We start from the raw sequence: 25,784 nt of genomic DNA on the forward strand, positions 1-25,784 counted from the left end.
GGGCGTGCGCTTCCAGATCAACGCCCAGAACTGCGTGCACTGCAAGACCTGCGACATCAAGGATCCCAACCAGAACATCACCTGGACCACCCCCGAGGGCGGCGGCGGGCCGAACTACGTCAATATGTGAGACGAGCCGTCCCAGGACCCGGGGATCTCCGTCTTTGCCCCGGCGGCGCTCAAGACGTGGATGGCCGTGACTGATTCCCGGATCCAGTCCGGGGACGGCCATGACGAGGAGGGGCGTCTCCGTATCAGGCGGCCGAGCCCTGCCATGAGGAAGCCGGGAGCATGGCCGCCTCGCCCCATTTTCTCCCCTCAGGCGGCTTTTAGGCTCCCAGCGTCAATCTCCCCCCTTGCGACCGCTCCGGGGACACGCCATTCTCCGGCCTGATTTGGCGCACATCTCCCTACATCCTGTTCCCGAGATGTCGCGATGATTGGAGCCGCGCTTCGTGCCAACATTCAAATTGTCTTTGACCCGCAAGGGTTTGCCCGTGCTCGTGTTGATGGCGGCCGGCCTTCTGGGCTCACCGGCCCTGGCGGTCAACGGAGACCCGAATGACGCCCTGATGCCCGCTCAGAGCCTCGAGGGCAACTTCCTCTCGGCCTATGTGGCAGGCTCCGCCCGCGACACGGAAGCCGCTTCGCTGTATTTCCGCGAGGCCATCCAGGCCGATCCCGGCAACCAGGAGCTTCTGGAGCGCGGCTTCGTGGCGTTCCTCGGCAACGGCTCGATGCAGGAGGCCTACCGGGCGGCCGAACGCCTGTCCAAGCGCGACCAGTCCAACAACCTGGCCCAGTTCGCCCTCGCGGTCCGCTCTCTCAAGGGGGAGAAATACGCCGATGCCCGCGCCCGTCTCTCCAAGGGCGCGCGGGGCCGCCAGGCCGACCTCACCGCAACGCTTCTGACGGCCTGGGCCCACGCGGGCTCGAAGGACGGCAAGCAGGCGCTGGCGACCGTCGACAAGCTCAAGAGCGAGCGCGCCTTCAATCAGTTCCGGGAATATCATGCCGCGCTGATCGCCGACGTGGTCGGCAACGTCAAAGAGGCGGAGGCGCGTTTCAAGGCCGCCTATGAGGGCGAGAAGAACACCCTGCAGGTGGTGGACGCCTATGGCCGGTTCCTGGCCAAGCGCGGCAGGAAGAACGAGGCGATCGCCGTCTACAAGGCCTTCGATGAACTCGCCCCGCGCCATCCCATCGTCAGGGCGGCCATGACGGCGCTGGAGCAGGACAAGCCCCTCATGCCGCTCGTCACCAACGCGCAGGACGGCGCCGCCGAACTGCTCTACGGGCTCGGCGTGGTGGGCAATACCCAGGGCGACGAGCTGACGGCCATCATCTATCTCCAGCTCGCGCTCGACCTGAAGCCGGATCATCCGCTGGCGCTCATCACCCTCGGCGACGTCTATGAGCGCCTCAAGCAGTACGAGCAGGCCAACGCGAAGTTCGACCGCGTTCCGAAGGACTCGCCCGTCCGCACCAGCGCCGATATCGCCATCGGCCAGAACTACGAGCAGATGGGTCGCGGCGAGGAGGCCATGGCCTATCTCGACAAGCTCATGAAGGAGCGCCCCGACGACGTGGAGGTCGTCATGGCCCTCGGCAACGTGCAGCGTTCGCGCAAGAAGTTCGCGGAAGCCGCCGAGACCTATGGCCGGGCCATCCAACTCGTCGGCACGCCCCAGCGCGGCCACTGGATCCTCTTCTTCTATCGCGGCACGTCCTATGAGCGGGCCAAGCAGTGGGACAAGGCGGAGGCGGATCTCAAGAAGGCGCTCGAACTGGTGCCCGACAGCCTCCCGGCCGGCAAGGCGCAGGTGATGAACTATCTCGCCTATTCCTGGGTCGACCGGAACGAGAATATCGACGAAGCCTTCAAGATGCTCACGAAGGCCGTGGAACTCGCGCCGCGCGACGGCATGATCATCGATTCCCTCGGCTGGGCCTATTACCGCATGGGCCGCTACGAGGACGCCGTGCGCGAGCTCGAAAAGGCCGTGGAGCTGAAGGCCGGAGACCCGACGATCAACGATCACCTGGGCGACGCCTACTGGAAGGTAGGCCGCAAGCTCGAGGCGAAGTTCCAGTGGGACCACGCCAAGGCGTCGAACCCCGAGCCGGAGGATCTGGTGAAGATCCTCAAGAAGATCGACAACGGCCTGGAGGAGGAGCCGAACCCCACGGCCGCCGACAGCACGCCGGCTCCCGCGCCGGCTCCCGTGCCCCAGAGCGGCGGCTGATCCCAGATCCGCGAAAAACGCATTGTCTTCGTCATGGCCGGGCTCGTCCCGGCCATTTCTTCTGGAAGGCGCGGGCTCGGGCCCGGGAAGGGGATATGTCTTCCCATCCCGTCGTCTCTGGGGCATGGGAAAAAGCATGACGCAGCCTCTCGCCACCCGCGCCCCCGCCAAGATCAACCTGACGCTCCACGTGCTCGGGCGACGTGACGACGGCTACCACGACCTGGAAAGCCTCGTGGCGTTCGCCGAGGTGAGCGACGATCTGCGGATCGTGCCGGGGCCGCGTCTTTGCCTCGAGGTCAGCGGCCCGACGGCGGCCCTCGCCGGACAGGGCGCGGACAATCTCGTGCTGAAAGCGGCGTGCCTTCTCGCGGAGCGCGTCGAGGGGCTGAAAGTCGGCGCCTTCCATCTGGTCAAGCGCCTCCCCGTTGCGGCGGGCATCGGCGGGGGATCGTCGGACGCGGCGGCGGCTCTGAGACTGCTGGCTTTCCTCAACGACATGCCGCTGTCGCATCCTGCCCTTCTTGATGCGGCACGCCTCGCGGGGGCGGACGTGCCCGTCTGTCTCGAACCTCGGGCCCGGATGATGCGCGGCGCGGGAGAGGATCTCGGGCCGGCTCTGCCGCTGCCGCCGCTCTTCGCCGTGCTGGTCAATCCCCGCGTGCCGGTCGAGACGCCCTCGGTGTTCCGGGCGCTCGGATTGCAGCCGGGGCAATCCCTGGACGGCGGGGCGCATCCTGCGGTGGAGGCGGATTCCGTCGATTCCCTGCTGGGGAACCTGAAGGCTGCGCGCAACGATCTCGAACAGGCGGCTCTCAGGGTTCAGCCGGTAATCGGGGGGGCGCTTGACCTCGTCGCCCGCACCGGGGGCTGCCGCCTCGCCCGCATGTCGGGATCGGGCGCGACGGTGTTCGGGCTGTATGAGGATTCCCGAGGCGCGGCGGAGGCCGCTCGCTCTGTTCTCGCCCACAGGCCTGACTGGTGGGTGGAGGCGACGAGCCTCCGTTGAGCCTTGCCCCGATGCCACCGCTCAGCCGTCATCCCCGGGCTTGACCCGGGGATCCACGTCTTGGGGAGATGATCAGTGGCTTTGCAACGGCGGCTTACCAGGCCGGGATGATGGCGCCCTTGAAGCGCTCATCGAGGAACTTCGCCACTTCGGGAGATTGATAGGATTCCACGAAGGTCTTGATCTCCGGGCGGTTCTCGTCGCCCTGGCGGGCCGCGACGAAGTTCGCGTAAGGATTGCCCTCGCGCTTCTCGACCGCGATCGTGTCCTTGCGGATGTCGAGGCCGGCGTTGAGGGCATGATCGGTGTTGATCACCGCCGCATCGAGGTCGGGCAGGGCGCGGGGCAGCTGCGCGGCGTCGAGCTCGGAGAACTGGATGCTCTTCGGGTTCTCGGCGATGTCGAGCAGGCTCGGCGATAGGCCCTGGCCTTCCTTGATCTTGATCACGCCCTGCTGGGCCAGAAGGTTGAGCGCCCGGCCGCCGTTGCTCGGATCGTTCGGGATGCCGATCTTGGCGCCCTTCGGCAGCTCGGCGACGGATTTCACCTTGGTCGAGTAGAGACCGATCGGCTGCACGAAGGTGAAGCCGACGGGCACGATCCGGTAGCCCCGCGCCGCGATCTGCGCGTCGAGATAGGGCTTGTGCTGGAAGGCGTTGGCGTCGAGGTCCTTGCGCTCCAGCGCCTCGTTCACGAGGGCATAATCGGAGAAGGGGACGAGCTCGACATTGAGGCCCTTGGAGGCGGCCACCTTCTTGACGACCTGCGCCACCTCTTCCTCGGCGCCGGACATGACCCCGACCTTGATGCTCTTCTGCTGGGCGGCCGCGGGCAGCGCCGCTGCGAGAGCGGCTCCGAGGGCGAAGGTCGCGGACAGAATCGTGCGACGGGTGAAAACGGACATGGGAGTACCTTTCGGGCAGAATGCGTCTGGGCTTCAACACGAAGCCGGACATGTGGTTCGAGGGGATGGACGAACGATCAGGCCGTGAAGCGGCAACAGCGCTCAGCCAGGGCGGGCTGAGGGCGCGGCATGGATGCCGGCATGCGGATGGGGCGCGTCATGGCCAGTCGTTCCTCGTGAACCACGAGGCGGAAGCCGCTCGTGGCGCTTTAGCCTTTGATCACGCGGGGCAAGCTGCTCGTCTCAAATCGCCGCGGCTCCGAAGCGGTGGGCCGCTCCGGAACAGAGGTGTTTTTATCGCGACTGATTTTTATGTCAACCGAATTGTTCTGTAAAAAGAACAGACCTGCCATGCAGCTCAGTAAGCTCGGGCGATGCAGAACTCGACGGCGTCCAAAAGAGCCTGCTTCATGGGACTCGACGGGAAGAGAGCGAGCGCGTCGCGGGCCATGAAGCCGTAATGGCGCGCGCGCTCCACCGTGTCCTCCAGCGCCCTGTGGCGACGCATGATCGCGACGGCCTGTTCGAGATCGCCGTCCCCGATCTCGCCGTGTTCGAGCACGCGCTTCCAGAACGCGCGCTCGTCCACCGACCCGCGGCGGAAGGAGAGGACGACCGGGAGCGTGATCTTCCCCTCGCGGAAATCGTCGCCCACGTTCTTGCCGAGGATCGCGGCCTTGCCGCCGTAATCCAGGGCGTCGTCCACGAGCTGGAAGGCGATGCCGAGATTCATGCCGTAGGAGCGGCAGGCGGCCTGCTCGGCCTTGGGGCGATTGGCGATCACGGGACCGACCTCGCAGGCGGCGGCGAAGAGCTCCGCCGTCTTGCCGCGGATCACGGCGAGGTATTCGTCCTCCGTGGTCTCGGTGTTCTTGGCGGCGGCGAGCTGCATCACCTCGCCCTCTGCGATCACGGTCGCGGCGGCCGAGAGAATGTCGAGGGCGCGCAGGGAGCCCACTTCCACCATCATGCGGAAGGCCTGGCCCAGCAGGAAGTCGCCCACGAGCACGCTCGCCTCGTTGCCCCATTTGATGCGGGCGGCGATCTTGCCCCGGCGCATGTCGCTCTCGTCCACCACGTCGTCGTGGAGCAGGGTGGCCGTGTGCATGAACTCGACGGCGGCCGCGAGCTTCACGTGCCCGTCGCCCTCGTAGCCCGACAGGCCCGCGGTCGCGAGGGTGAGCATGGGGCGCAGGCGCTTGCCGCCGGAGGAGATGAGGTGGTTGGCAACCTCCGGGATCATGGTGACCTCGGATCCCGTGCGCGACAGAATCATCGCATTGACCCGCTGCATGTCGGCGGCCACAAGGGAGACGAGCTTCTCGATGCCCGCATTCTTTTCAGGATGCTTATCTTCGAAAGGAACGACGACGCCCACGTCTCAAACCCGGGTTGCCGGCCGGCATGGCCGGTAGGAATATCATTCACGGTGGCATGGCATTTTCCATGCTGCAATGCAAACGCTTGCCGCACAGGAAGGTTGTCAGCCGATGGTCGAAATCGTCCGCACGAACGATCTCGTGATGGTGGGCTTCCTACAATCCTTATTGGAGAACGCCAATATCCCTGTTCTGGTGGCAGACATGCATATGAGCGCCCTGGAGGGCATGATCGGCGCCTTTCCCAGGCGGCTCCTCGTGCCCGACGACGATGCCGCCCAGGCCCGACGGCTGATCCGCGAGGCGGGGCTCGAAGGCGAACTGCGCGATGAGTGACGCCCTCGGCGGGATCACGGACGATCGTCTGCTCGGCGGGCGTGTGCCGCTCGCGCAGCCGGCCCGGGGGCACCGGGCCGGAACCGACGCCGTGCTGCTCGCCGCCTCCGCTCCCGCGAAAGCCGGGGACAGGGTGCTCGACGTGGGCGCGTCCACCGGCGCGGTCGGCCTCATGGTGGCGGCCCGGCAGAAGGCTGTGCGTCTCGCTTTCGTGGAACGGGATCCGGACCTTGCCGCGCTGTGCCGCCGCAACTGCCGGCAGAACGGCCTCGAGGCCGAGATCTTCGTGACGGATGTCCTGGACAAGGCCGCCCGCCGGTCGGTGGGGCTCCTCCCGGAATCGGCCGACCTGGTGCTGAGCAACCCGCCTTTCCTGGAGGAGGGCCAGGCGCGGATCTCACCGGACGCGGGCCGCGCGGCGGCCCATGCTCTTCCGGCGGGAGGGCTCCAGGCTTGGCTCAAGGCGTGCCTGAGCCTGCTCAGGCCCAAGGGCAGGCTCGTCCTCATCCACCGGGCCGACCGGCTGGCCGAGTGCCTGGAAGGGCTGAGCGGCCCTCTCGGAGATCTGAGCCTTCGCTTCGTGCATCCGAGCGCGGACAGGCCCGCCATCCGCGTCCTGCTCTCGGGCGTTAAGGGCAGCCGCGCCTCCTCGAAGATCCTGCCGCCGGTCATCCTCAACGGGCCGGACGGGCGCTTCACGCCGCAGGCGCAGGCCCTGCATCTGGGAGAGGCGGACCTCCTGTGAAAAAGGGCGCCTTTCGGCGCCCTTCTCGATCACCAGCGATAGCCGGGCCTGCGGACCGTGCGGCAGACCTCGATCGGGCGGCGGACCCAGCGGTAGCCGTTCCAGACCCGACGGCGCTCGACCCAGCAGCGGCGCACCGTGCGGACCGGGCGATAGATGGGAGCCGGACGGTAGTACCGGCGGCCGCGGTAATGCGGGCGGCCGTATTCATGGCGCACCACGATGGGGCCGGCACGGTATTCGACGGCGGGGCGGCGATAGCCATAGCCGTAATAGGGCTGAGCCTCCGCCTGCGGAGTCGGGAGACCGACCAAGCCGAGGGTGGCGATTCCCAAAAGACCGAAAAGCAACTTGCGCATGCTATTCTCTCCTTGTCCGCTCGTGCCTCAGGCCCGAGGCGGCTGGTGGACGGTTAACGTTCATGCCTCTTCTGTAAGGCATCTTAACTGAACGAATGCCGAAGGTTTCCCTAACAGGATGTTCATCTTGGGAAGCTGCACCTCCCGCACTACATCTGAGCCATGGCTCAGACATCTCTCTCCTCCCTGCTTCCGGCCCGCCTTCAGGTCCTCCTTCCAAGCCGCTATCGCAGCTATCGTCATCCCGTCGTTCCGACCCTGCGCCTGTCGGGCGCCATCGGCGCCGTCACGCCGCTCCGTTCGGGGTTGGCCATGTCCGGCGTGGCGCAGATGCTGGAGCGGGCGTTCTCCATGCCCGGCGCGAAGGCCGTGGCCATCGTGGTCAATTCGCCGGGCGGATCGGCCGCCCAGTCGCACCTGATCTTCAAGCGCATCCGCAGCCTGGCGGAGGAAAAGAAGCTCCCGGTCTTCGCCTTCGTGGAGGATGCGGCGGCCTCCGGCGGCTACATGATCGCCTGCGCGGCCGACGAGATCTATGCGGACCCGGCCTCCATCGTGGGTTCCATCGGGGTGGTGTCGGCGGGCTTCGGCTTCCAGGAGCTGATCACCCGCCTCGGCGTGGAACGCCGGGTGCACACGGCCGGCAAGAACAAGGCCATGCTCGACCCCTTCAAGCCCGAAGACCCGGAGGACGTGGCGCGCCTCAAGGGCCTTCAGCGCAAGATCCACGACGTTTTCGTCGAGCTCGTTCGCAGCCGCCGGGGCGAGAAGCTCAACGATTCCTACGAGGATCTCTTCTCCGGCGCCTTCTGGGTCGGGGCGGAGGCGGTGGATCTCGGCCTCGTCGACGGCCTCGGCGACGTTCGCACCATCATGCGTCAGCGCTTCGGCGAAGACGTGCAGTTCCGCATGATCGAGCCCGCCCGCCCGCCGCTCCTGGCCCGGCTCATCGGGCGCCGCGCCGTGACCGGAGGCAGCCTCCTCGACCCCGCCGAGATCGTGGGGGCCCTGGAGGAGCGGGCCGCCTGGGCGAGGCTGGGGCTGTAGGGATTTCGTCATCGGCGGCTTTCCGCGAGACCGAGAACGGGATCTGCTCCCATGCACCCCGTCATGGATTCCTTTCCCCTCCGCTTCGCTCTGGCCGGGAATGACAACGAGGGTGTCATCCCCGGCGAGCCGAAGGCGAGGGAAGGGGATCCACCCACACGCTCTGGCTGATGGCTTCCTTACCCCTGCGAGGGCTCCGTTCTCCCCGGGGCAGGGAATGACACCGAGCGCACCCTGCGCTTGACTTCAAGCGCCCGTCATCCCAAGGGTTCGCCTGACATTTTCAAGACCGGACGCCATTTATGACGAGCGAACCCGCGCACATGAATCCTGCGCGCTCCTTCCAGGGCCTGATCCTCACGCTCCAGCGCTATTGGGCCGAGCAGGGCTGCGTCATCCTCCAGCCCTACGACATGGAAATGGGCGCAGGCACCTTCCACCCGGCCACGACCTTGCGGGCGCTGGGCCCGAAGCCCTGGCGCGCCGCCTATGTGCAGCCCTCCCGCCGCCCGAAGGACGGGCGCTATGGCGAGAACCCCAACCGCCTTCAGCATTACTACCAGTTCCAGGTGATCCTGAAGCCGAACCCGCCGAACCTGCAGGAGCTCTATCTCGGCTCCCTCGAAGCCATCGGCATCGACACGGCCGTCCATGACATCCGCTTCGTCGAGGACGACTGGGAGAGCCCGACGCTGGGCGCCTGGGGCCTGGGCTGGGAATGCTGGTGCGACGGCATGGAGGTCTCGCAGTTCACCTATTTCCAGCAGGTCGCGGGCTTCGAGTGCGCGCCGGTCGCGGGCGAGCTGACCTACGGCCTGGAGCGGCTCGCCATGTATCTCCAGGGCGTGGAGTCGATCTACGATCTCAACTTCAACGGCCAGGACGGCGACCGGAAGGTCACCTATGCGCAAGTGTTCCTGCAGGCCGAGCAGGAATATTCGCGCCACAATTTCGAGGTCGCCGACACCGAGATGCTGTTCCGGCACTTCCGCGACGCGGAAGCCGCCTGCCGCAAGTATCTGGAAGCCGGCGAGCCGAAGGACGGCTCCAACGACAGCCGCCATCTCATGGCGCTTCCGGCCTATGACCAGTGCATCAAGGCCAGCCACATGTTCAATCTGCTTGATGCGCGCGGCGTGATCTCGGTTACCGAGCGCCAGAGCTACATCCTGCGCGTGCGGGAACTGGCGAAAGCCTGCGGCGCGGCATGGCTGAAGACCGAGGGCGGAGGCGTGGCTGCCTGACGCCACGCACTCACCCGTTCCCTCAACCCTCAGGTTTCCAATCTCCCATGCCCGATCTTCTCCTTGAACTCTTTTCCGAAGAAATCCCCGCCCGCATGCAGCGCCGCGCGGCGGAGGACCTGAAGAAACTTGTGACCGATGCGCTGGTGGAGCGCGGCTTCCTCTACGAGGGCGCGCAGGCCTTCTCGACGCCGCGCCGCCTCGCGCTCACCATCATGGGCCTGCCCGTGAAGGGCCAGGACGTGCGCGAGGAGCGCAAAGGCCCGCGCGTCGGCTCGCCCGACGCGGCGATCCAGGGCTTCCTGAAAGGGGCGGGGCTCACCTCCCTCGACCAGGCGAGGATCGAGAGCGACCCGAAGAAAGGCGAGTTCTACGTCGCCATCATCGAGAAACCCGGCCGCGCCACCACGGCCGTGCTGGCCGAGATCCTGCCGCAGATCGTCAAGACCTTCCCCTGGCCGAAATCCATGCGCTGGGGCGCGGCATCCGCGGAGGCCGGATCCTTGCGCTGGGTGCGTCCGCTCCAGTCGATCCTGTGCACCTTCGGCCCCGAGACCGAGGATCCGGAGATCGTTCGCTTCGAGGTCGACGGCATCGTCTCCGGCGACGTCACTTACGGTCACCGCTTCCTCGCGCCGGATGCGATCCGCGTGAAGCGCTTCGACGATTACGCGCCGGCGCTCGAGCGCGCGAAGGTCGTGCTCGATGCGGATCGCCGCAAGGACATGATCCTGCACGACGCGAAGGACCTCGCCTTCGCGCAGGGCCTCGAGCTCGTCGAGGACGAGGGCCTGCTGGAAGAGGTCGCCGGGCTGGTCGAATGGCCCGTGGTGCTCATGGGCTCCTTCGACGAAGCCTTCTTAGGAATTCCGCCGGAGGTGATCCGCACCACCATCCGGGCGAACCAGAAATGCTTCGTGCTGCGTGACCCGAACACCGGCAAGCTCGCCAACAAGTTCCTGCTCACCTCCAACCTCATCGCCAGTGACGGCGGCAAGACGATCGTGGGCGGCAACGAGCGCGTGGTGCGCGCCCGGCTCTCCGACGCCAAGTTCTTCTGGGAGACGGACCAGAAGGTGAAGCTGGAGGACCGGCTCGAGAAGCTGAAGACCATCGTGTTCCACGAGAAGCTCGGCACGCAATACGAGCGCGTGGAGCGCATCGCCGCGCTCGCCAAAGAACTGGCTCCCGTCGTCGGCGCCGACCCAGCGCTTGCCGAGCGCGCCGCGCGCCTCGCCAAGGCCGACCTCGTCACCGAGATGGTCGGCGAGTTCCCCGAGCTGCAGGGCCTCATGGGGCGTTATTACGCGACGCTGCAGGGCGAGCACCCGTCCGTCGCCGCCGCCGTCGAGGAGCACTACAAGCCCCTCGGCCCCTCCGACCGCGTGCCGACCGATCCGGTGTCGGTGGCCGTCGCGCTCGCCGACAAGATCGACACCCTCGTGGGCTTCTGGGCCATCGATGAGAAGCCGACCGGGTCGAAGGATCCCTTCGCCCTGCGCCGTGCGGCGTTGGGTGTGATTAGGCTGCTGCTTGTTGGTGAGAAGCGAATCAATCTCCGGCGCTATGTATCGATTGCCTTGAACCCGTATAGATCTGCTTCGGCTGTTCCAGCCGATACGAGCATGACTGGCATTTCACAGCGTGAGGACGCGTTCTTCGAAGACCTCCTCTCGTTCTTCGCCGACCGCCTGAAGGTCTATCTCCGCGACCAGGGCGCGCGGCATGATCTCATCGACGCGGTATTCGCCCTCGAAGGCCAGGACGACCTGCTCATGATCGTTCGTCGGGTGGAGGCGCTCGGCCGTTTCCTCGACACGGAGGACGGGGCGAATCTTCTCGCCGGCTACCGACGCGCGGCCAACATCCTGCGCATCGAGGAGAAGAAGGACGGGCGCACCTACGACGAGGCTCCCGATCTCCACATCGTGAACGACCACGGCCAGATCGAGGAGAAGGCGCTCGCGGTCGCTCTCCACGGCGCGAAGGACGAGGCGCGGAACGCCGTCGCGGCGGAGGATTTCGAGGGCGCGATGCGGGCTTTGTCGCGGCTGCGCCAGCCGGTGGACGCGTTTTTCGACAAGGTGACGGTGAATGCCGAGGATCCGGCGCTTCGGGCGAACCGCCTGCGTCTCCTCAACAGCCTCCGCGAGGCGACCCGCACGGTGGCCGACTTCTCCCGAATCGAAGGGTAGATCGGTTAATTCCCGTTAAGGTGTTGCAGGAGGGGCACAGCCAAAGGCCCCTCTTGGCCCTAGGTAGGCGGCAACACATATCGGGTAGACCTGAGCCATGATCCGACGCCTGCTTCTCGGCGCTCTGCTGAGCGCTTCCCTCGCCGCCTGCCAGACCACCCAGCAGGCCTCCGCGCCTGCTGAAGCGCCGGCGGACGAATACGCCGCCTGGTACATCGGCTCCATGCCCGACAAGCCGTTCGACGTGCCGCTGGTCGACCGCCGCCGGATGGACGCGAAATACGCGAAGCAGACCGTGAATTACGACGGCCCCGAGAAGCCCGGCTCCATCGTGGTCGATATCGACGAGCGCATGCTCTACCTCGTCCAGCCCGACCGGAAGGCGATTCGCTACGGCGTCGGCGTGGGCAAGCAGGGCTTCTCCTGGAGGGGCGTCGCCTCCGTCGGCCGCAAGGGCGTGTGGCCCGCCTGGTCGCCCACCAAGACCATGCGGAGCATCAAGCCCGATCTGCCCAGCCATCTCCAGGCCGGCCTCGACAACCCCCTCGGCGCGCGCGCCCTCTATCTCTACCAGGACGGCCGGGACATCCTCTTCCGCATCCACGGCACCAACGAGCCCTGGAGCATCGGCGAGCAGGTCTCCTCCGGCTGCGTGCGCATGCTCAACGAGGATGTGGTGGACCTCTACGAGCGGGTTCCCGTCGGCACGACGGTCTACGTGAAGCGCAACGGGCGCTACCGGGTGTGATCCGACGAACCTGAAGGCACCGCGGCCGGGCATGTCCCGGCCGTTTTGTTTTCGGGACGGATGCCCCCCGAGCGACACCCCTTCCGCGCATCGATTATGCAACAAAGGAACCTTGGCTGTTCAGCTTGCGTTTGGGCTCTACATGCTTCAAGCCAGCATCGGCGCTGCAGCAGGGCGTTTCACGAGCCAAGGGGTTAAGCGATGACGCAGTGGGTTTACATCTTCGGTGACGGCAAGGCCGAGGGCCAGGCGGGAATGAAGAACCTGCTTGGCGGCAAGGGAGCGAACCTCGCCGAGATGTCCAATCTGGGGCTGCCGGTTCCTCCGGGCTTCACGATCACCACGGAAGTCTGCACCTACTATTACGATCATGGCCGCTCCTATCCCGAGGAGCTCAAGGCCCAAGTCGAGAAGGCCCTCGACTTCGTCGGCCGGCTCACCGGCCGTACGTTCGGCGACGCCCAGAACCCGCTCCTCGTCTCCGTCCGCTCCGGCGCCCGCGCCTCGATGCCCGGCATGATGGACACGGTGCTCAATCTCGGGCTCAACGACGTGACCGTCGAGGCGCTGGCGCAAGGCGCAGGCGACGAGCGCTTCGCCTACGATTCCTATCGCCGCTTCATCACCATGTATTCCAACGTGGTGCTCGGGATCGGGCACCACCACTTCGAGGAAGTGCTCGACGGGTTCAAGGACCGTCGGGGCTACACCCTCGACACCGACCTGACGGCGCAGGACTGGAAGGGCCTGATCCCGCGCTACAAGGCGCTCGTCGAGAAGGAGCTCGGCAAGCCCTTCCCGCAGGAGGCGCAGGAGCAGCTCTGGGGCGCCATCGGGGCCGTATTCGGCTCCTGGATGAACAGCCGCGCCATCAAGTACCGGGAATTGCACGCCATTCCGGCGAGCTGGGGCACGGCCGTGAACGTGCAGGCCATGGTGTTCGGCAACATGGGCGAGACCTCGGCCACCGGCGTCGCCTTCACACGCAATCCCTCGACGGGCGAGAAGCAGCTCTACGGCGAGTTCCTCATCAACGCTCAGGGCGAGGACGTGGTGGCGGGCATCCGCACCCCGCAGGACATCACGGAAGCCGCGCGCATCGCGTCCGGCTCCGACAAGCCCTCCATGGAAAAGGCGATGCCGCAGGCCTATGCCGAGCTGGTGCGCATCTACGGCATCCTCGAGAAGCACTACCGTGACATGCAGGACATGGAATTCACGGTGGAGAAGGGCAAGCTCTGGATGCTCCAGACCCGCAACGGCAAGCGCACGGCGAAAGCCGCGCTGCGCATCGCGGTGGAGCTGGCATCCGAGGGCCTTATCACCCAGGAGGAGGCGATCACCCGCGTCGAGCCCGCGGCGCTCGACCAGCTCCTGCACCCGACCATCGACCCGAAGGCCGAGCGCAAGATCCTCGCCACCGGCCTGCCGGCCTCTCCCGGCGCGGCCTCGGGCGAGATCGTGTTCAATTCCGACGATGCGGAGGCCGCCAAGAAGGCGGGCCGCAAGGTCATTCTCGTGCGCGTCGAGACTTCTCCCGAGGACATCCACGGCATGCATGCGGCGGAGGGCATCCTCACCACGCGCGGCGGCATGACCTCGCACGCGGCGGTGGTCGCGCGCGGCATGGGCAAGCCCTGCGTCTCGGGCGCGGGCTCGATCCGGGTCGATTATCAGAAGCAGACCCTGACGGTTGCCGGGCAAACGCTCAAGAAGGGCGAGATCATCACCATCGACGGCTCGAACGGCCAGGTGCTGCTCGGCCAGGTGAAGATGCTGGAGCCCGAGCTCTCCGGCGAGTTCGCCACCCTCATGGCCTGGGCCGACAAAGTGCGCCGCATGAAGGTGCGCGCCAATGCGGAAACGCCGCTCGATGCCAAGACCGCGCGCAACTTCGGCGCCGAGGGCATCGGGCTGTGCCGCACGGAGCACATGTTCTTCGAGGGCGACGGCATCGTGGCCGTGCGCGAGATGATCCTGTCCGACGACGAAGCCGGTCGCCGGGCGGCGCTCGCCAAGCTTCTGCCGATGCAGCGCAAGGACTTCGTCGAGCTGTTTTCGATCATGAGCGGCCTGCCCGTCACGATTCGCCTGCTCGATCCGCCGCTGCACGAGTTCCTGCCGCATTCGGAAGAGGAGATGCAGGAAGTCGCCAAAGCGATGAACGCTTCGGTCGACAAGCTCAGGCATCGCGCCCGCGAGCTGCACGAGTTCAACCCGATGCTCGGCTTCCGCGGCTGCCGTCTCGCGGTGGCGTATCCCGAGATCGCCGAAATGCAGGCGCGCGCCATCTTCGAGGCGGCGGTGGAGGCCGGACGCAGCACCGGCTCGCCCGTGGTGCCGGAGATCATGGTGCCGCTCGTGATGACGAAGCCCGAGCTCGACCTCGTGAAGGAGCGCATCGTCGCCATGGCGGAGGCGGTGGCCAAGGAAAGCGGCGTGAGAGTCGAGTACCAGGTCGGCACCATGATCGAGCTGCCGCGCGCGGCCCTGCGCGCCGCCGAGATCGCCGAATCGGCGGAGTTCTTCTCGTTCGGCACCAACGACCTCACGCAGACGACGCTCGGCATCTCGCGCGACGACGCGGCATCGTTCCTCGGACCGTATACGCAAAAGGGCCTGCTGCCCGCCGATCCGTTCGTCACCATCGACCAGGAGGGCGTGGGCGAACTGGTGAAGCTCGCGGTGGAACGGGGCAAGGCAACGCGACCGGACATCAAGCTCGGGATCTGCGGCGAGCATGGCGGCGATCCGGCCTCGATCCATTTCTGCCAGTCGGTCGGACTCGACTACGTGTCCTGCTCGCCCTACCGCGTGCCGATCGCACGCCTCGCGGCGGCGCAGGCCGCGCTCGGCAACAAGGCCGCGAGCCAGGCGTGAAGACGATGGCCCTCTCGCGCGGACGGTTGCTCTACATCGGCGCGGTGCTGGTCTCCGGCATCGTGATCGGCTTCATCGCGGCACGGAACCCTGCGTTGCAGCAGATGGCCGTGCCGCCCGCCGCGTGGCCGTTCGCCGTCTCGCTGGTCATCGATCTCGTCATCGGCCAGATGGCGGCGCAGGGCAGGGCGGAGCCGCTCACCATGGGTGACCGCTTCGTCGCCGTGCTCGGCGCAGGCCTCATCGTCACGGCGATGGTGGCCTACGCAGCCCAATAAGAAAGAGGAGGGGGAACATGGCTCTTCACAAAGGCTCATGCCATTGCGGCAAGGTCGCATTCGAAGTCGAAGCGGATCTCCGGCAGGTCATCGAATGCAACTGCTCCATCTGTCGCAAGAAGGGCTACTGGCTCGCTTTTGCGCCGCGTGAGGCGCTGACGGTGAGCGGCGAGGAGAACCTCTCCACCTACACGTTCAACACGCATACGATCCGGCACCGCTTCTGCGCCCATTGCGGCGCTGCCCCTTTCGGCGAGGGCAGCCAGCCGACGGGAGAGGCCATGGCCGCCATCAACGTGCGCTGCCTCGATGACATCGACCTATCGGAGATCAAGCCTGCGCCCTTCAACGGGCGGGACCGGTAGGGCCGAACGTTTCATCCGCAAGGCGCCGAAACACGACGTCATGCCCGCGACACGTGCGGGCATGACGAAGAATAGGCCGGTGCCTCAGGCCGCTACAGTCTCCGACCGGCGCAGCCCCATGATCTGGAGTTCCGCATACATCAGCACCACGAGGGCCTGCGCGATCACGAAGGCATAGCCCGCGCCGGTCGGCGCAACCCAGCCACTGACGAGCAGCAGAAGGCTGTCGGCGGCCCAGAGAACGTTGCCGAGAACGACGGCCCACACGAGCGCCCTGTGCATCCGGTCCCGCAGGCCGAGCCAGGCGAGCAGCGCCACGTAGGGGATGAGGACCGCGCCGGCGCCGCGCAGAAGCATCTCCGGCAATCCGAGCAGATAGCTCAAGGGGCCGGCGGCGAGCAGCATCAGAAGCCCGAACGCGCCGCTCGTGGTGGCGTCCGCCAGGAGCGCCTGTCGAAGAAGCGGGGAGGGGTGAAGCGTCGTCATGGCATGTTCCTCTCGAATGTCCGGTTGATCATCCAACCGCATCGCAGGATCGCCCGGCCCGAGAACGGCGTCGATTACCTCCGAGGTCATGGAATCGGGCGCCGCGCCGCGCTACAGCATCGGACGTGAAAAGCGGACTTGCACTTCTAGGATCAATCCGATGCTTCTTCTTAAGTTGAGAGCATCGTGCGGAAAACCGGATCCACTTTTCCGCACGATGCTCTAATGTCCCATCCATGAAGCCCGCGAAGTCCACATCTCCTTCCGTTCAGCATTTCGGCGATTACCTGCGCGAATGGCGTCAGCGCCGCCGCATGAGCCAGCTCGACCTCGCGCTCGAGGCCGAGATCTCCACGCGGCATCTGAGCTTCCTCGAGACGGGCCGCTCGCAGCCGAGCCGGGAGATGGTCCAACTCCTCGCGGAGAAGCTCGATATGCCCTTGCGCGAGCGCAACGTGATGCTCGCGGCCGCGGGCTTCGCGCCGGTCTATTCCGAGCGCTCCCTCGACGACCCGGCCATGCAGAGCATGCGCGAGGCCATCGATCTCGTGCTCAAGGGGCACGAGCCCTATCCTGCGCTCGCCGTGGACAGGCACTGGTCGCTCGTTGCCGCCAACAGCGCGCTGTTCTCGCTCGTGCAGGGCGTCGACCCGGCGCTGCTGAAGCCGCCCGTGAACGTGCTGCGCCTGAGCGTTCATCCGGCTGGCCTCGCCCGGCGCATCGTCAACTTTTCCGAGTGGCGCGATCACCTGATCGCCCGTCTCCATCACCAGGTGAACGTGACGGGAGACGCGGTGCTCGCGAGCCTGATCGAAGAGCTGCGCGCTTATCCGATCCCCGATGCGGCGAAGCGCTCGGCCGCCCCCCGCCGGGATCACACGGGCATCGTCGTGCCGCTGCAGCTGACGACGGAGGAGGGCGTGCTCACCTTCTTCAGCACCACGACGATCTTCGGCACGCCTGTCGACGTGACCCTGTCGGAAATCGCCATCGAGGCCTTCTTCCCGGCCGATCCGGAGACGGCCGGCGCCCTGCGGCGCATGGACGAGAAGCGGCAGGCGGCCGCAGGCGCCTGAGGCCCTGACAGGCTTCCTCTTTAACCACCCGTCAACCTTAACCCCGGATAACCATAAGCAACGGAAGTTTTTTGTCCGATGCTTCCCGGGATTGAGTGGGTGTTCGCGTGCGTCTTCGGAATCGTCGCTCTCGGGTGAAATGGATCTGCGCCACGACGGCGCCCTGGGCGCTTGCGACCGGCCTGCTGATCTCGTTCACCGCCTCGGCCAGCAACGACCCTCAGACGGGCGTGAGTTTCGCCGCCCGCGGCGCGCTGGCGCGCCTGACCCAGACCGATCTCGTGCCACCCATCACCACGTCGATCGCAGGCGGGCGGCTCGATCTCGAGCGGGATGTCCTGCGCTTCGTGCCCCGTTACGACCTGCCCGACGACTTGGCGAGCACCGTGCCGCCCAAGAGCGACCGCAAGGCGGGGGCAGGCCCCGATCCGGTGGTCGAGCGGTCGGGGAAGGGCGATCCCCTGGTCGCGCCGCATGTGACCCTCTCTCTGCGGGCGAGCCAGCTGCGCCCCGACCTCGCGCAGGCGGGCGGTTCGCGCCTCCTGTTCAGGCAGGACGAGCGGCTGCTGCCGCCCACCGTCCTCATGGAGGGCGAGCTGGAGGAGCCCGAGATGGGGCAGGGCTTCGAGCCTTGGGAGGCGCCGGAATTCACCACCACGCGCCAGTCGGTCTCCGTGCAGTCTCCCGCCGCCGCCGCGGCGGGTTCGACCGGCGCCGCGGCAAGCCTCACCACGCCGATGGTCAAGCGCGCCGTCACCCTGTCCTCGACGACCCCGGCTCCGATGGAGGCGACGCCCATCGAGATCGCCGCCGCGCCCGTCTCGCTGCAATCGCCGCGCCTCGACCGGGGCGGCTACGGCACGAGCCTCGTGCCGAAAACGGATGATTCGGCGGCGCCGCGCTACGCTGATCTGATCGATCCCGACAACATGAGCAAGGAACAGCGCTGCCTGGCGGAAGCGGTCTATTTCGAGGCGCGCAGCGAGCCCGAGGAAGGCCAGGCGGCGGTCGCGCAGGTGGTGCTGAACCGCGTGAAGAGCGGCCTCTATCCATCGTCGATCTGCGGCGTCGTCTATCAGAACCGCCACCGCCACCTGGCGTGCCAGTTCACCTTCGCCTGCGAGGGCAAGGCCCTGCGCGTCAGCGATTCCGCCTCCTGGGAGCGGGCGAAGCGCGTCGCCAGCGCCGTCCTGGAGGGCAAGACCTATCTCGCCGACGTGGGCGGCGCCACGCACTACCACGCCAATTACGTGCGTCCCTCCTGGGCGCGCCGCCTCAAGAAGATGGACGTGATCGGCCGGCACATCTTCTACAAGCTCAAGCCGGGGCAGACGTGAGCAAGGGGGCAGCCTCCGGCAGGCTGCCATCCATCACACTTCATCATACCAAAGCCCATAAACTTTCAATATTGCTGATGCTCTGCTTCGGATAACATCCGCCCTCCGATTTGCCGCCTCGAGGGCCGTGCCCATGTCCGCACCTTCCGCTCAATCCCGCGTCTCCCCGGAAATGATCGTTCTCGCCGGCTGCCTGATCGCGCTGATCAGCTTCGGCCCCCGCGCCTCGGTGGGTCTGTTCCAGATTCCGATGACGACGGAGTTCGGCTGGGGACGCGACACGTTCAGCCTGGCCATCGCCTTGCAGAACCTCCTCTGGGGCGTCGGACAGCCCTTCGCGGGCGCGGTGGCGGACCGTTTCGGAGCCTTCCGGGTCCTCTGCCTCGGCGCCGTGCTCTACGCGCTCGGTCTCGTGCTGATGGCCTATGCGGCGACTCCCGGCATTCTGCACCTCAGCGCGGGCGTGCTCGTCGGCTTCGGCCTCTCGGGCTGCTCGTTCAATCTCGTGCTCGGCGCCTTCGGCAAGCTCCTGCCCGAGCAATGGCGGCCCATGGCCTTCGGCGCGGGGACGGCGGCCGGCTCCTTCGGCCAGTTCCTCTTCCCGCCCATCGGCAATGCGCTGATCGACTCCTTCGGCTGGCATCAGGCCCTCATCATCTTCGCGGGCTCCGTGCTGATCGTGATGCCCCTGGCGCTGGCGCTCGCGACCCGTCCGGGTGCGGCGACGCAGGCCAGCGCCGCCAACGTGCCGAATCAATCCATCCGGCAGGCGCTGACGGAGGCCTTCCAGCATCGGTCCTACGTGCTCCTGGTGCTCGGCTTCTTCACTTGCGGGTTCCAGCTCGCCTTCATCACCGCGCATCTGCCCGCCTACCTGAAGGACGCGGGCCTCTCGGCCTCGGTCGGCGGCTGGACGCTCGCCGTGATCGGCCTCGCCAACGCCTTTGGGTCGCTCGGCTCGGGCTGGCTCTCCACCCGCATGTCGAAGCGCTGGCTCTTGGCCTGGATCTATTTCGGGCGCTCGCTGGCGATCGCCGCCTTCGTGCTGCTGCCGGCTTCGCCCGCGAGCTCGATCGTCTTCGGCATCTCCATCGGCCTCCTGTGGCTCTCCACGGTGCCGCCCACGTCGTCTCTCGTGATGCTGATGTTCGGCACGCGCTACATGGCCATGCTCTTCGGCTTCGCCTTCTTCTCGCACCAGGTGGGCGGTTTCCTCGGGGTGTGGCTCGGCGGCGAGCTGTACGAGATCTACGGCAACTACACCCTCGTGTGGTGGCTCTCGATCGCGCTCGGCATCGCATCGGCCCTGATCAACCTGCCGATCAAGGAGCGCCCGGTGGAGCGTGGCCCGGCGCTGCAGCCCGCCGAGTAGGGCTTTTCTCGTCCGAAGGGATGAGGCCCATGCGCTTGCCCTGATCGCTCCCCGCGCCAACAATCGGCGCGAGGAGGATGAATCGACATGGGAACGTTCAGGGCGCTTGTCATCGAAAAGACCGATGCCGGCCAGACGGTCGGCCTCCGCGACTTCGACGAGGCCGACCTCATGGACGGCGACGTCACCGTGCGCGTGTCGCATTCCACCCTCAACTACAAGGACGGGCTGGCGCTTACCGGCAAGGCGCCGGTGGTGCGGCGCTTTCCCATGATTCCCGGCGTCGATCTCGTCGGCACGGTGGAGGCCTCCTCCCATGCCGGGTTCAAGGCGGGCGACGCGGTGATCCTGAACGGCTGGGGCCTGGGTGAGACGCATCTGGGCGCCTATGCGCAGAAGGTGCGCGTGAAGGGCGATTGGCTGATCCCGCTGCCGGCGGGGCTCTCGCCCCATCAGGCCATGGCCATCGGCACGGCGGGTTACACCGCCATGCTCTGCCTGATGGCGATCGAGAAGCACGGGCTGACCCCCGAGCGGGGTCCCGCCATCGTCACGGGCGCAGCCGGCGGCGTCGGCTCGGTCGCCGTCGCTCTTCTGGCCCGGGCCGGCTGGCACGTGATCGCCGCGACGGGCCGGCCTCAGGAGGCCGAGTACCTGAAGGGCCTCGGCGCGGCCGAGATCCTCGACCGCAGCGAACTCACCGGTCCCGTGCGGCCGCTCGGGAAGGAGCGCTGGGCGGCGGGCGTCGACACGGTGGGATCGGTCCCGCTCGCCAACGTGATCTCCATGACCCGGTACGGCGGGGCCATCGCGGCCTGCGGCCTGGCGGCCGGCATGGATCTGCCCTCGACCGTCGCGCCGTTCATTCTGCGCAATGTCTCGCTGCTCGGCGTCGATTCCGTGATGGCGCCCAAGCCGCTTCGCGTCGAGGCGTGGAACCGGCTGGCGCACGAACTCGACCATGCCAGGCTCGCCTCCATGACCTCCACGATTCCGCTCGATGAGGTCATGGAGGCGGGAAGCCGGATCGTGGCCGGTCAGATCAGGGGACGGGTGGTGGTGGACATCGGCTGATCGGCCGATTTCCTGCCGCTGCCTTCGATCCAGCGCCGCTGCCTGCCGATCTCGGAGGCCATGAAGTCCATGAAGGCGCGCACGCGCGCCGACTGGCGCAGATCCGGATGCGTGAGCAGCCAGAGGCCTGCGGAGAAATCCGGATTCACGTCGGAGAGGCGCACGAGGTTGGGCTTCGAATCCGCGATGAAGCAGGGAATAGGTCCGATGCCGATGCCCGCCTCCACCGCCTCCGCCAAGCCCAGCACCGTGTTCACCTTGTAGACGATGTTCTCCGGGCTCACGCGGTCACGCACGAAGCGGGCGGCCTTGAGGGTTGCCAGGTTGTCGCCCAGGGCGACCCAGGGCCGGTTGTAGAGGGCGGGCGAAGTGAGGTCCACCGGCGTATGATGCTCGGGGAAATCCTCCAGTCGCCCGTAGATGGCCCAGGCGATGGTGGCGACGCGCCGTCCCACGAGGGTTTCGGGCGGATCGTCGGTCGCGCGGATCGCCACGTCCGCATCGCGCTTCGACAGGTTGAGGGCTTGGTTCGCGAGAACCACGTCGAGGCGCATCTCGGGACAGGCCTTCACGAAGCGCGTGAAGATATGCGTCAGCATGTGGACGAGCAGCGTGTCGTTCGTCGTCACCCGCAATTCACCCGCAGGCGCGACCGCCTGACCCGCGAGCTTGCGCGTAAACGAGGTGACGTTCTCCTCCATCTGCTCGGCGAGCGCCGACATTTCCTCGCCGGCCGGGGTCAGCACGTAGCCGGTCCGGTGCCGCTCGAAGAGCTTGACGCCGAGGTTCTCCTCCATCTGGCCAAGTCTGCGGAAAACGGTGGAGTGATTGACCCCGAGCCGCTCCGCCGCGCCCGCGAGGCCGTTCGCTTCGGCGATGACTTTGACGAGTCGGAAATCGTCCCAATCGAGCTGCTGTTGCTTGATCATTGGCTCTTGCAATGGCGCAATGGAAGTCCTGCATATCTAGCACTGGTTTTGCATAAGAGAAAGATTATCCTTAGGTCATCCTGCCGCTGCAGAGCGACCGGCATCCGGCGTCTGCGCAATCCCTCACAAACTGGAGATCACATGGCCAAGGTTCTTGTGCTGTATTACTCGTCTTGGGGTCATATCGAGCAGATGGCGTACGCCGCCGCCGAAGGGGCGCGCGAGGCGGGTGCCGAGGTGGTGGTGAAGCGCGTGCCCGAGCTGGTGCCAGCCGAGATCGCCCAGGCGGCCCATTACAAGACGGATCAGAAGGCGCCCCTGGCCACGGTCGAAGAGTTGCCCGAGTACGACGCCATCATCTTCGGCACGCCGACCCGCTACGGCACCATGACGGCGCAGATGAAGAACTTCCTCGATCAGACCGGCGGCCTGTGGGCGCAAGGAAAGCTCATCGGCAAGGTGGGCTCGGTCTTCACCTCCACCGCCACCCAGCACGGTGGCCAGGAGGCCACCATCCTCACCACGATCCCGGTTCTCATGCACCACGGCATGGTCATCGTCGGCCTGCCTTACAGTTTCGCGGGCCAGTCGGGCGTGGACGAGGTGAAGGGCGGCACCCCCTACGGCGCCTCGACCATCGCGGCCGGAGACGGCTCGCGTCAGCCGAGCCAGGCCGAACTCGACGGTGCCCGCTTCCAGGGCCGGCACGTCGCCCAGATCGCCGCGAAGCTCGCCGCGAAATAGGTTCCTTCCCCCTGATCGCCGTTGTCTTTGCAATCCTGCGTCATGGCCGGGCGTGTCCCGGCCATCCAGGTCTCGAGAACCGCGCCGGGGCAAGGACGTGGATGCCCGGCTTAAAGCGCCGGGCATGACGGAAGGGTGTGATCAAGGAACGGGGTGGATCACCGCTGCGCGGCCGCGCGCCGGAGACGGTCGTTGATGGCTTCGCCCAAGCCCGCTTCAGGAACCGGCGCAACGGCGATGGTCTCGGCGCCCGACGCGTCGAGCCGCCGAAGATACGAGAACAGATGAGCGGCGGCCTCCTGGAGGTCGCCGTTTTCGCTCAAGTTGAGCCGAGCCTTCGCCTGCTCCTCGTCCCGAAGCGGGGCCGTGCCGAACAGCAGGGCTGCTTCGCCGGGCCGGATCTCGGTCGCGTTCAGCCGCACCTGCGCGCGCGGCGCGTAATGCGATGCGAGCATTCCCGGCGCGAGCGGGTTCTCCTCACCGCCATGGCCGCCCTCGAGAGGCTGGCCGATCAGGGCTTCGATGGCCTCGCGCGGCACCCCGCCGGGGCGCAGCAGGCGAGGCGAGCCGCCGAGGCACGCCACGATGGTGGATTCGACCCCCACATCCGAAGCGCCGCCATCGAGCACGGCGTCGATGCGCCCATCGAGGTCGCCCAGCACGTGATCCGCATCCGTCGGGCTCACCCGACCCGAGCGGTTGGCGGACGGCGCCGCGACGGGGCGGCCGGTGGCCTTCAGGAGCGCATGGGCGAGGGGATGGGCCGGGACGCGCAGGCCCACGCTGTCGAGACCGGCGCGGGCGAGATCCGAGACCGTGCAGGTGGGGGCCACCGGCACCACGAGGGTGAGCGGGCCGGGCCAGAAGGCCTCGGCCAGCCGCCGGGCCGTCTCGTCGAAGAGGCCCTGGACCTGCGCCGCCTCGAGGCTGTCCAGATGGGAGATCAGGGGGTTGAAGCTGGGGCGCTCCTTGGCGGCATAGATGCCCGCGACCGCCTCTGCGTTCGTGGCATCGGCCCCCAGTCCATAGACGGTCTCGGTCGGGAAGGCGACGAGGCCGCCGCGGCTCAGAATGGCTGCAGCTTCCGCCAGGCCGCCCTCATCGGACTTCAGACGCAGCGTCCGGCGCATTGACCCGTGATCGTTCACCTCTAAACTATCCCTTGTCCGAGGAGTGATGATACCTTGGGCGGGTTTAATGACACGCGGGAACGCGTCAATATCAAAAGCCCCTGCTTGAGAGGAAATGCCATGACCTACCGCGCACCCGTGCCGGACATCGTCTTCACCATGCGCCACGTGGCGGGGTTCGACCGGGCCGTTGCGGATGGTCTCTACGGCGATCTGTCCGCCGATCTCGCCCAGGCCGTCCTGGAGGAGGCCGGACGCTTCGCCAACGACGTGATCGCGCCGCTCAACCGCGAGGGCGACCGGCACGGGGCGACCCTGAAGGATGGCGTCGTCACCACCGCTCCCGGCTGGAAGGAGGCTTACAGGGCCTGGGCCGAGGCCGGGTGGAACGCGCTTCCCGGGCCCGCCGACCATGGCGGGCAGGGCCTGCCGACGCTGCTGAATTCGGCCTGCGTGGAAATGTGGAACTCCGCCTCCATGGCCTTCGGCATCGGCCCCGTGCTGACCCATGGCGCCATCGAGGCACTGACCCGGCATGCCTCGGATGACCTGAAGAGCCGCTATCTCGACAAGCTCGTCTCCGGCGAATGGACGGCGACGATGAACCTCACCGAGCCGCAGGCGGGGTCCGATCTCGCGGCCCTGCGCTCGCGGGCGGAGCCCGTGGGTGACGGCACCTACCGCATCACGGGCCAGAAGATCTTCATCACCTATGGCGAGCACGATCTGACCGACAACATCATCCATCTCGTGCTCGCGCGCCTGCCCGACGCGCCGGCCGGCACGCGCGGCATCTCGCTCTTCCTCGTCCCGAAGATCCTGCCGGATGGCACGCGCAACGACCTGCGCTGCCACAGCCTGGAGCACAAGCTCGGCATCCACGGCTCGCCCACCTGCACCATGATCTTCGGCGACGAGGGCGGGGCCGTCGGCTGGCTCGTGGGCGAGGAGAACCGGGGCCTCGCCTGCATGTTCACGATGATGAACAACGCGCGCCTCGCGGTCGGCCTGCAGGGGGTCGCCATCGCCGAGCGCGCCTATCAGCAGGCTCTCGCCTATGCCAACGAGCGCCGACAGGGCCGTGCCATCGGGGCCGTCGAGGGATCGAGCGCCATCGTTCAGCACCCGGACGTGCAGCGCAGCCTTCTCACCATGAAGGCGCTCACCGCCGCCGCGCGGGCGATCTGCTACATGACCGCGGAGGCCATCGACCGCGCCCATCTGGAGCAGGATCCGGCGCGCGCCAAGGCGGCGCACGAGCGCGCGTCCCTGCTGACGCCCGTCGCGAAGGCGTTCTCGACGGATATCGGCATGGAGGTCGCGTCGCTGGGCGTGCAGGTCCATGGCGGGATGGGCTTCATCGAGGAGACGGGCGCGGCCCAGCATTACCGGGATGCGCGCATCGCGCCGATCTACGAGGGCACCAACGGCATTCAGGCGATCGACCTCGTCGCGCGCAAGCTGCCCCTGTCCGGCGGCGACACGGTGCATGCGCAGATCGCCTCCATGCGCGCCGTCGTTGCGCGCCTCCTGAAGGAAGGAACGCCCGCTTTCGGCGCAACCGCCGCGCGCCTGCGCGATGCGATCGAAAGCCTGGACCGGGCGACGAGCTTCATGCTCCGCTCCGTCTCGTCGAACGCACCCGCCGAGGCCCTGGCGGGCGCGACGCCGTATCTGCGCCTGTTCGGCTTGGCCCAGGGCGGGGCGGCGCTGGCGCAGGCCGCCCTCGCGGCGAATGCCCTGGTGGCGGGCGGAGAGAGCGATCCCGCTCATGCGGGCCGCATCGCGCTCTGCCGCTTCTTTGCGGAGAACATCGCCGTCGGGGCGAAGGGTCTGGAAGAGACGGTCCTGGGCGGAGCGGGCTTCCTGCAGGATGCGAACCTGGCACTGGCGAGCTGATC

The 25,784-nt window shown here is 67.0% G+C and carries 24 protein-coding genes; 18 read left to right on the top strand and 6 right to left on the bottom strand.

The window, feature by feature from the left end; all coding sequences use genetic code 11:
• The 3 genes from E4K09_RS11795 to E4K09_RS11805 all read left to right on the top strand — a co-directional run.
• A partial coding sequence (locus E4K09_RS11795; protein ID WP_134497181.1) for a 4Fe-4S dicluster domain-containing protein occupies nt 1–130 on the top strand: 130 nt, incomplete at its 5' end.
• Between the two features lie 325 nt (nt 131–455).
• Nucleotides 456–2,246 (top strand): tetratricopeptide repeat protein, encoded by a 1,791-nt coding sequence (locus E4K09_RS11800; protein ID WP_244610464.1) that lies wholly within the window; start codon nt 456–458, stop codon nt 2,244–2,246.
• A gap of 136 nt (nt 2,247–2,382) precedes the next feature.
• Nucleotides 2,383–3,255 carry a 4-(cytidine 5'-diphospho)-2-C-methyl-D-erythritol kinase gene (locus E4K09_RS11805; protein ID WP_134497183.1) on the top strand — a complete coding sequence of 291 codons (873 nt, stop codon included), beginning with the start codon at nt 2,383–2,385 and terminating at the stop codon, nt 3,253–3,255.
• A 94-nt stretch (nt 3,256–3,349) separates the two neighbouring features.
• Here the strand turns inward: E4K09_RS11805 and E4K09_RS11810 are convergent, their stop codons facing one another.
• Both E4K09_RS11810 and E4K09_RS11815 read right to left on the bottom strand, forming a co-directional pair.
• A complete protein-coding gene (locus tag E4K09_RS11810) occupies nt 3,350–4,159 on the bottom strand; it encodes a MetQ/NlpA family ABC transporter substrate-binding protein (RefSeq protein ID WP_134497185.1) in 810 nt (269 codons plus the stop codon).
• Between the two features lie 358 nt (nt 4,160–4,517).
• A complete protein-coding gene (locus E4K09_RS11815; RefSeq protein WP_134497187.1) occupies nt 4,518–5,537 on the bottom strand; it encodes a polyprenyl synthetase family protein in 1,020 nt (339 codons plus the stop codon).
• A 112-nt stretch (nt 5,538–5,649) separates the two neighbouring features.
• On the opposite strand from E4K09_RS11815, the gene E4K09_RS11820 reads away from it, so the two are divergent.
• On the top strand, nt 5,650–5,874 hold the full coding sequence (locus E4K09_RS11820; protein ID WP_134497189.1) for a putative signal transducing protein: 225 nt from the start codon (nt 5,650–5,652) through the stop codon (nt 5,872–5,874).
• A complete protein-coding gene (locus tag E4K09_RS11825) occupies nt 5,867–6,619 on the top strand; it encodes a tRNA1(Val) (adenine(37)-N6)-methyltransferase (protein WP_134497191.1) in 753 nt (250 codons plus the stop codon). The genes E4K09_RS11820 and E4K09_RS11825 overlap by 8 nt, the downstream gene beginning before the upstream one ends.
• A gap of 29 nt (nt 6,620–6,648) precedes the next feature.
• Here the strand turns inward: E4K09_RS11825 and E4K09_RS11830 are convergent, their stop codons facing one another.
• On the bottom strand, nt 6,649–6,978 hold the full coding sequence (locus tag E4K09_RS11830) for a hypothetical protein (protein WP_134497193.1): 330 nt from the start codon (nt 6,976–6,978) through the stop codon (nt 6,649–6,651).
• Nucleotides 6,979–7,140: 162 nt separating this feature from the next.
• Between E4K09_RS11830 and E4K09_RS11835 the strand changes: the two genes are divergently transcribed.
• The 7 genes from E4K09_RS11835 to E4K09_RS11865 all read left to right on the top strand — a co-directional run bounded on the left by E4K09_RS11835 (nt 7,141) and on the right by E4K09_RS11865 (nt 15,735).
• Nucleotides 7,141–8,025, top strand: a complete 885-nt coding sequence (locus E4K09_RS11835) for a S49 family peptidase (RefSeq protein WP_134497195.1) — start codon at nt 7,141–7,143, stop codon at nt 8,023–8,025.
• 302 nt (nt 8,026–8,327) lie between these two features.
• Nucleotides 8,328–9,269 carry a glycine--tRNA ligase subunit alpha gene (locus E4K09_RS11840; protein ID WP_134497197.1) on the top strand — a complete coding sequence of 314 codons (942 nt, stop codon included), beginning with the start codon at nt 8,328–8,330 and terminating at the stop codon, nt 9,267–9,269.
• Nucleotides 9,270–9,316: 47 nt separating this feature from the next.
• Nucleotides 9,317–11,464 (top strand): glycine--tRNA ligase subunit beta, encoded by a 2,148-nt coding sequence (gene glyS / locus E4K09_RS11845; protein WP_134497199.1) that lies wholly within the window; start codon nt 9,317–9,319, stop codon nt 11,462–11,464.
• Nucleotides 11,465–11,561: 97 nt separating this feature from the next.
• Nucleotides 11,562–12,212: a L,D-transpeptidase gene (locus E4K09_RS11850; RefSeq protein WP_134497201.1), complete on the top strand. Its 651-nt coding sequence runs from the start codon at nt 11,562–11,564 to the stop codon at nt 12,210–12,212.
• Between the two features lie 201 nt (nt 12,213–12,413).
• Nucleotides 12,414–15,092 carry a pyruvate, phosphate dikinase gene (ppdK, locus tag E4K09_RS11855; RefSeq protein ID WP_134497203.1) on the top strand — a complete coding sequence of 893 codons (2,679 nt, stop codon included), beginning with the start codon at nt 12,414–12,416 and terminating at the stop codon, nt 15,090–15,092.
• Complete coding sequence (locus tag E4K09_RS11860; protein ID WP_134497205.1) at nt 15,089–15,370, top strand: hypothetical protein; 282 nt, start codon at nt 15,089–15,091, stop codon at nt 15,368–15,370. The genes ppdK and E4K09_RS11860 overlap by 4 nt, the downstream gene beginning before the upstream one ends.
• A 17-nt stretch (nt 15,371–15,387) precedes the next feature.
• Complete coding sequence (locus tag E4K09_RS11865) at nt 15,388–15,735, top strand: GFA family protein (protein ID WP_134497207.1); 348 nt, start codon at nt 15,388–15,390, stop codon at nt 15,733–15,735.
• An 84-nt stretch (nt 15,736–15,819) separates the two neighbouring features.
• On the opposite strand, the gene E4K09_RS11870 is transcribed toward E4K09_RS11865, so the two are convergent.
• A complete protein-coding gene (locus tag E4K09_RS11870; RefSeq protein ID WP_134497209.1) occupies nt 15,820–16,221 on the bottom strand; it encodes a hypothetical protein in 402 nt (133 codons plus the stop codon).
• Nucleotides 16,222–16,457: 236 nt separating this feature from the next.
• Here E4K09_RS11870 and E4K09_RS11875 point away from each other — a divergent pair, with 236 nt between their 5' ends.
• The 4 genes from E4K09_RS11875 to acuI all read left to right on the top strand — a co-directional run bounded on the left by E4K09_RS11875 (nt 16,458) and on the right by acuI (nt 21,080).
• Entirely contained in the window at nt 16,458–17,297 is an 840-nt protein-coding gene (locus tag E4K09_RS11875; RefSeq protein ID WP_134497211.1) for a helix-turn-helix domain-containing protein, read from the top strand.
• 107 nt (nt 17,298–17,404) lie between these two features.
• A complete protein-coding gene (locus E4K09_RS11880) occupies nt 17,405–18,634 on the top strand; it encodes a cell wall hydrolase (RefSeq protein ID WP_244610465.1) in 1,230 nt (409 codons plus the stop codon).
• Between the two features lie 133 nt (nt 18,635–18,767).
• Complete coding sequence (locus E4K09_RS11885) at nt 18,768–20,006, top strand: MFS transporter (protein WP_134497213.1); 1,239 nt, start codon at nt 18,768–18,770, stop codon at nt 20,004–20,006.
• 87 nt (nt 20,007–20,093) lie between these two features.
• Nucleotides 20,094–21,080 (top strand): acrylyl-CoA reductase (NADPH), encoded by a 987-nt coding sequence (acuI, locus tag E4K09_RS11890; protein WP_134497215.1) that lies wholly within the window; start codon nt 20,094–20,096, stop codon nt 21,078–21,080.
• Here acuI and E4K09_RS11895 read toward each other — a convergent pair.
• Nucleotides 21,044–22,009 carry a LysR family transcriptional regulator gene (locus E4K09_RS11895; RefSeq protein WP_134497217.1) on the bottom strand — a complete coding sequence of 322 codons (966 nt, stop codon included), beginning with the start codon at nt 22,007–22,009 and terminating at the stop codon, nt 21,044–21,046. The genes acuI and E4K09_RS11895 overlap by 37 nt on opposite strands.
• A gap of 141 nt (nt 22,010–22,150) precedes the next feature.
• Between E4K09_RS11895 and wrbA the strand changes: the two genes are divergently transcribed.
• Complete coding sequence (gene wrbA, locus E4K09_RS11900; protein WP_134497219.1) at nt 22,151–22,753, top strand: NAD(P)H:quinone oxidoreductase; 603 nt, start codon at nt 22,151–22,153, stop codon at nt 22,751–22,753.
• 158 nt (nt 22,754–22,911) lie between these two features.
• Here wrbA and E4K09_RS11905 read toward each other — a convergent pair whose 3' ends face one another.
• Nucleotides 22,912–23,883: an L-threonylcarbamoyladenylate synthase gene (locus E4K09_RS11905; protein WP_134497221.1), complete on the bottom strand. Its 972-nt coding sequence runs from the start codon at nt 23,881–23,883 to the stop codon at nt 22,912–22,914.
• Nucleotides 23,884–24,003: 120 nt separating this feature from the next.
• Between E4K09_RS11905 and E4K09_RS11910 the strand changes: the two genes are divergently transcribed.
• Nucleotides 24,004–25,782: an acyl-CoA dehydrogenase family protein gene (locus E4K09_RS11910; RefSeq protein ID WP_134497223.1), complete on the top strand. Its 1,779-nt coding sequence runs from the start codon at nt 24,004–24,006 to the stop codon at nt 25,780–25,782.
• Nucleotides 25,783–25,784 lie beyond the last annotated feature (2 nt).

The organism is Microvirga pakistanensis (assembly GCF_004458765.1).
GTDB lineage: Bacteria > Pseudomonadota > Alphaproteobacteria > Rhizobiales > Beijerinckiaceae > Microvirga > Microvirga pakistanensis.

Coding starts and splice junctions, on each gene's coding strand:
- E4K09_RS11805 (WP_134497183.1), top strand. CDS start 2,383: ATGACGCAGCCTCTCGCCACCCGCGCCCCCGCCAAGATCAACCTGACG.
- E4K09_RS11810 (WP_134497185.1), bottom strand. CDS start 4,159: ATGTCCGTTTTCACCCGTCGCACGATTCTGTCCGCGACCTTCGCCCTC.
- E4K09_RS11820 (WP_134497189.1), top strand. CDS start 5,650: ATGGTCGAAATCGTCCGCACGAACGATCTCGTGATGGTGGGCTTCCTA.
- E4K09_RS11825 (WP_134497191.1), top strand. CDS start 5,867: ATGAGTGACGCCCTCGGCGGGATCACGGACGATCGTCTGCTCGGCGGG.
- E4K09_RS11830 (WP_134497193.1), bottom strand. CDS start 6,978: ATGCGCAAGTTGCTTTTCGGTCTTTTGGGAATCGCCACCCTCGGCTTG.
- E4K09_RS11835 (WP_134497195.1), top strand. CDS start 7,141: ATGGCTCAGACATCTCTCTCCTCCCTGCTTCCGGCCCGCCTTCAGGTC.
- E4K09_RS11840 (WP_134497197.1), top strand. CDS start 8,328: ATGACGAGCGAACCCGCGCACATGAATCCTGCGCGCTCCTTCCAGGGC.
- glyS (WP_134497199.1), top strand. CDS start 9,317: ATGCCCGATCTTCTCCTTGAACTCTTTTCCGAAGAAATCCCCGCCCGC.
- E4K09_RS11850 (WP_134497201.1), top strand. CDS start 11,562: ATGATCCGACGCCTGCTTCTCGGCGCTCTGCTGAGCGCTTCCCTCGCC.
- ppdK (WP_134497203.1), top strand. CDS start 12,414: ATGACGCAGTGGGTTTACATCTTCGGTGACGGCAAGGCCGAGGGCCAG.
- E4K09_RS11865 (WP_134497207.1), top strand. CDS start 15,388: ATGGCTCTTCACAAAGGCTCATGCCATTGCGGCAAGGTCGCATTCGAA.
- E4K09_RS11870 (WP_134497209.1), bottom strand. CDS start 16,221: ATGACGACGCTTCACCCCTCCCCGCTTCTTCGACAGGCGCTCCTGGCG.
- E4K09_RS11875 (WP_134497211.1), top strand. CDS start 16,458: ATGAAGCCCGCGAAGTCCACATCTCCTTCCGTTCAGCATTTCGGCGAT.
- E4K09_RS11885 (WP_134497213.1), top strand. CDS start 18,768: ATGTCCGCACCTTCCGCTCAATCCCGCGTCTCCCCGGAAATGATCGTT.
- acuI (WP_134497215.1), top strand. CDS start 20,094: ATGGGAACGTTCAGGGCGCTTGTCATCGAAAAGACCGATGCCGGCCAG.
- E4K09_RS11895 (WP_134497217.1), bottom strand. CDS start 22,009: ATGATCAAGCAACAGCAGCTCGATTGGGACGATTTCCGACTCGTCAAA.
- wrbA (WP_134497219.1), top strand. CDS start 22,151: ATGGCCAAGGTTCTTGTGCTGTATTACTCGTCTTGGGGTCATATCGAG.
- E4K09_RS11905 (WP_134497221.1), bottom strand. CDS start 23,883: ATGCGCCGGACGCTGCGTCTGAAGTCCGATGAGGGCGGCCTGGCGGAA.
- E4K09_RS11910 (WP_134497223.1), top strand. CDS start 24,004: ATGACCTACCGCGCACCCGTGCCGGACATCGTCTTCACCATGCGCCAC.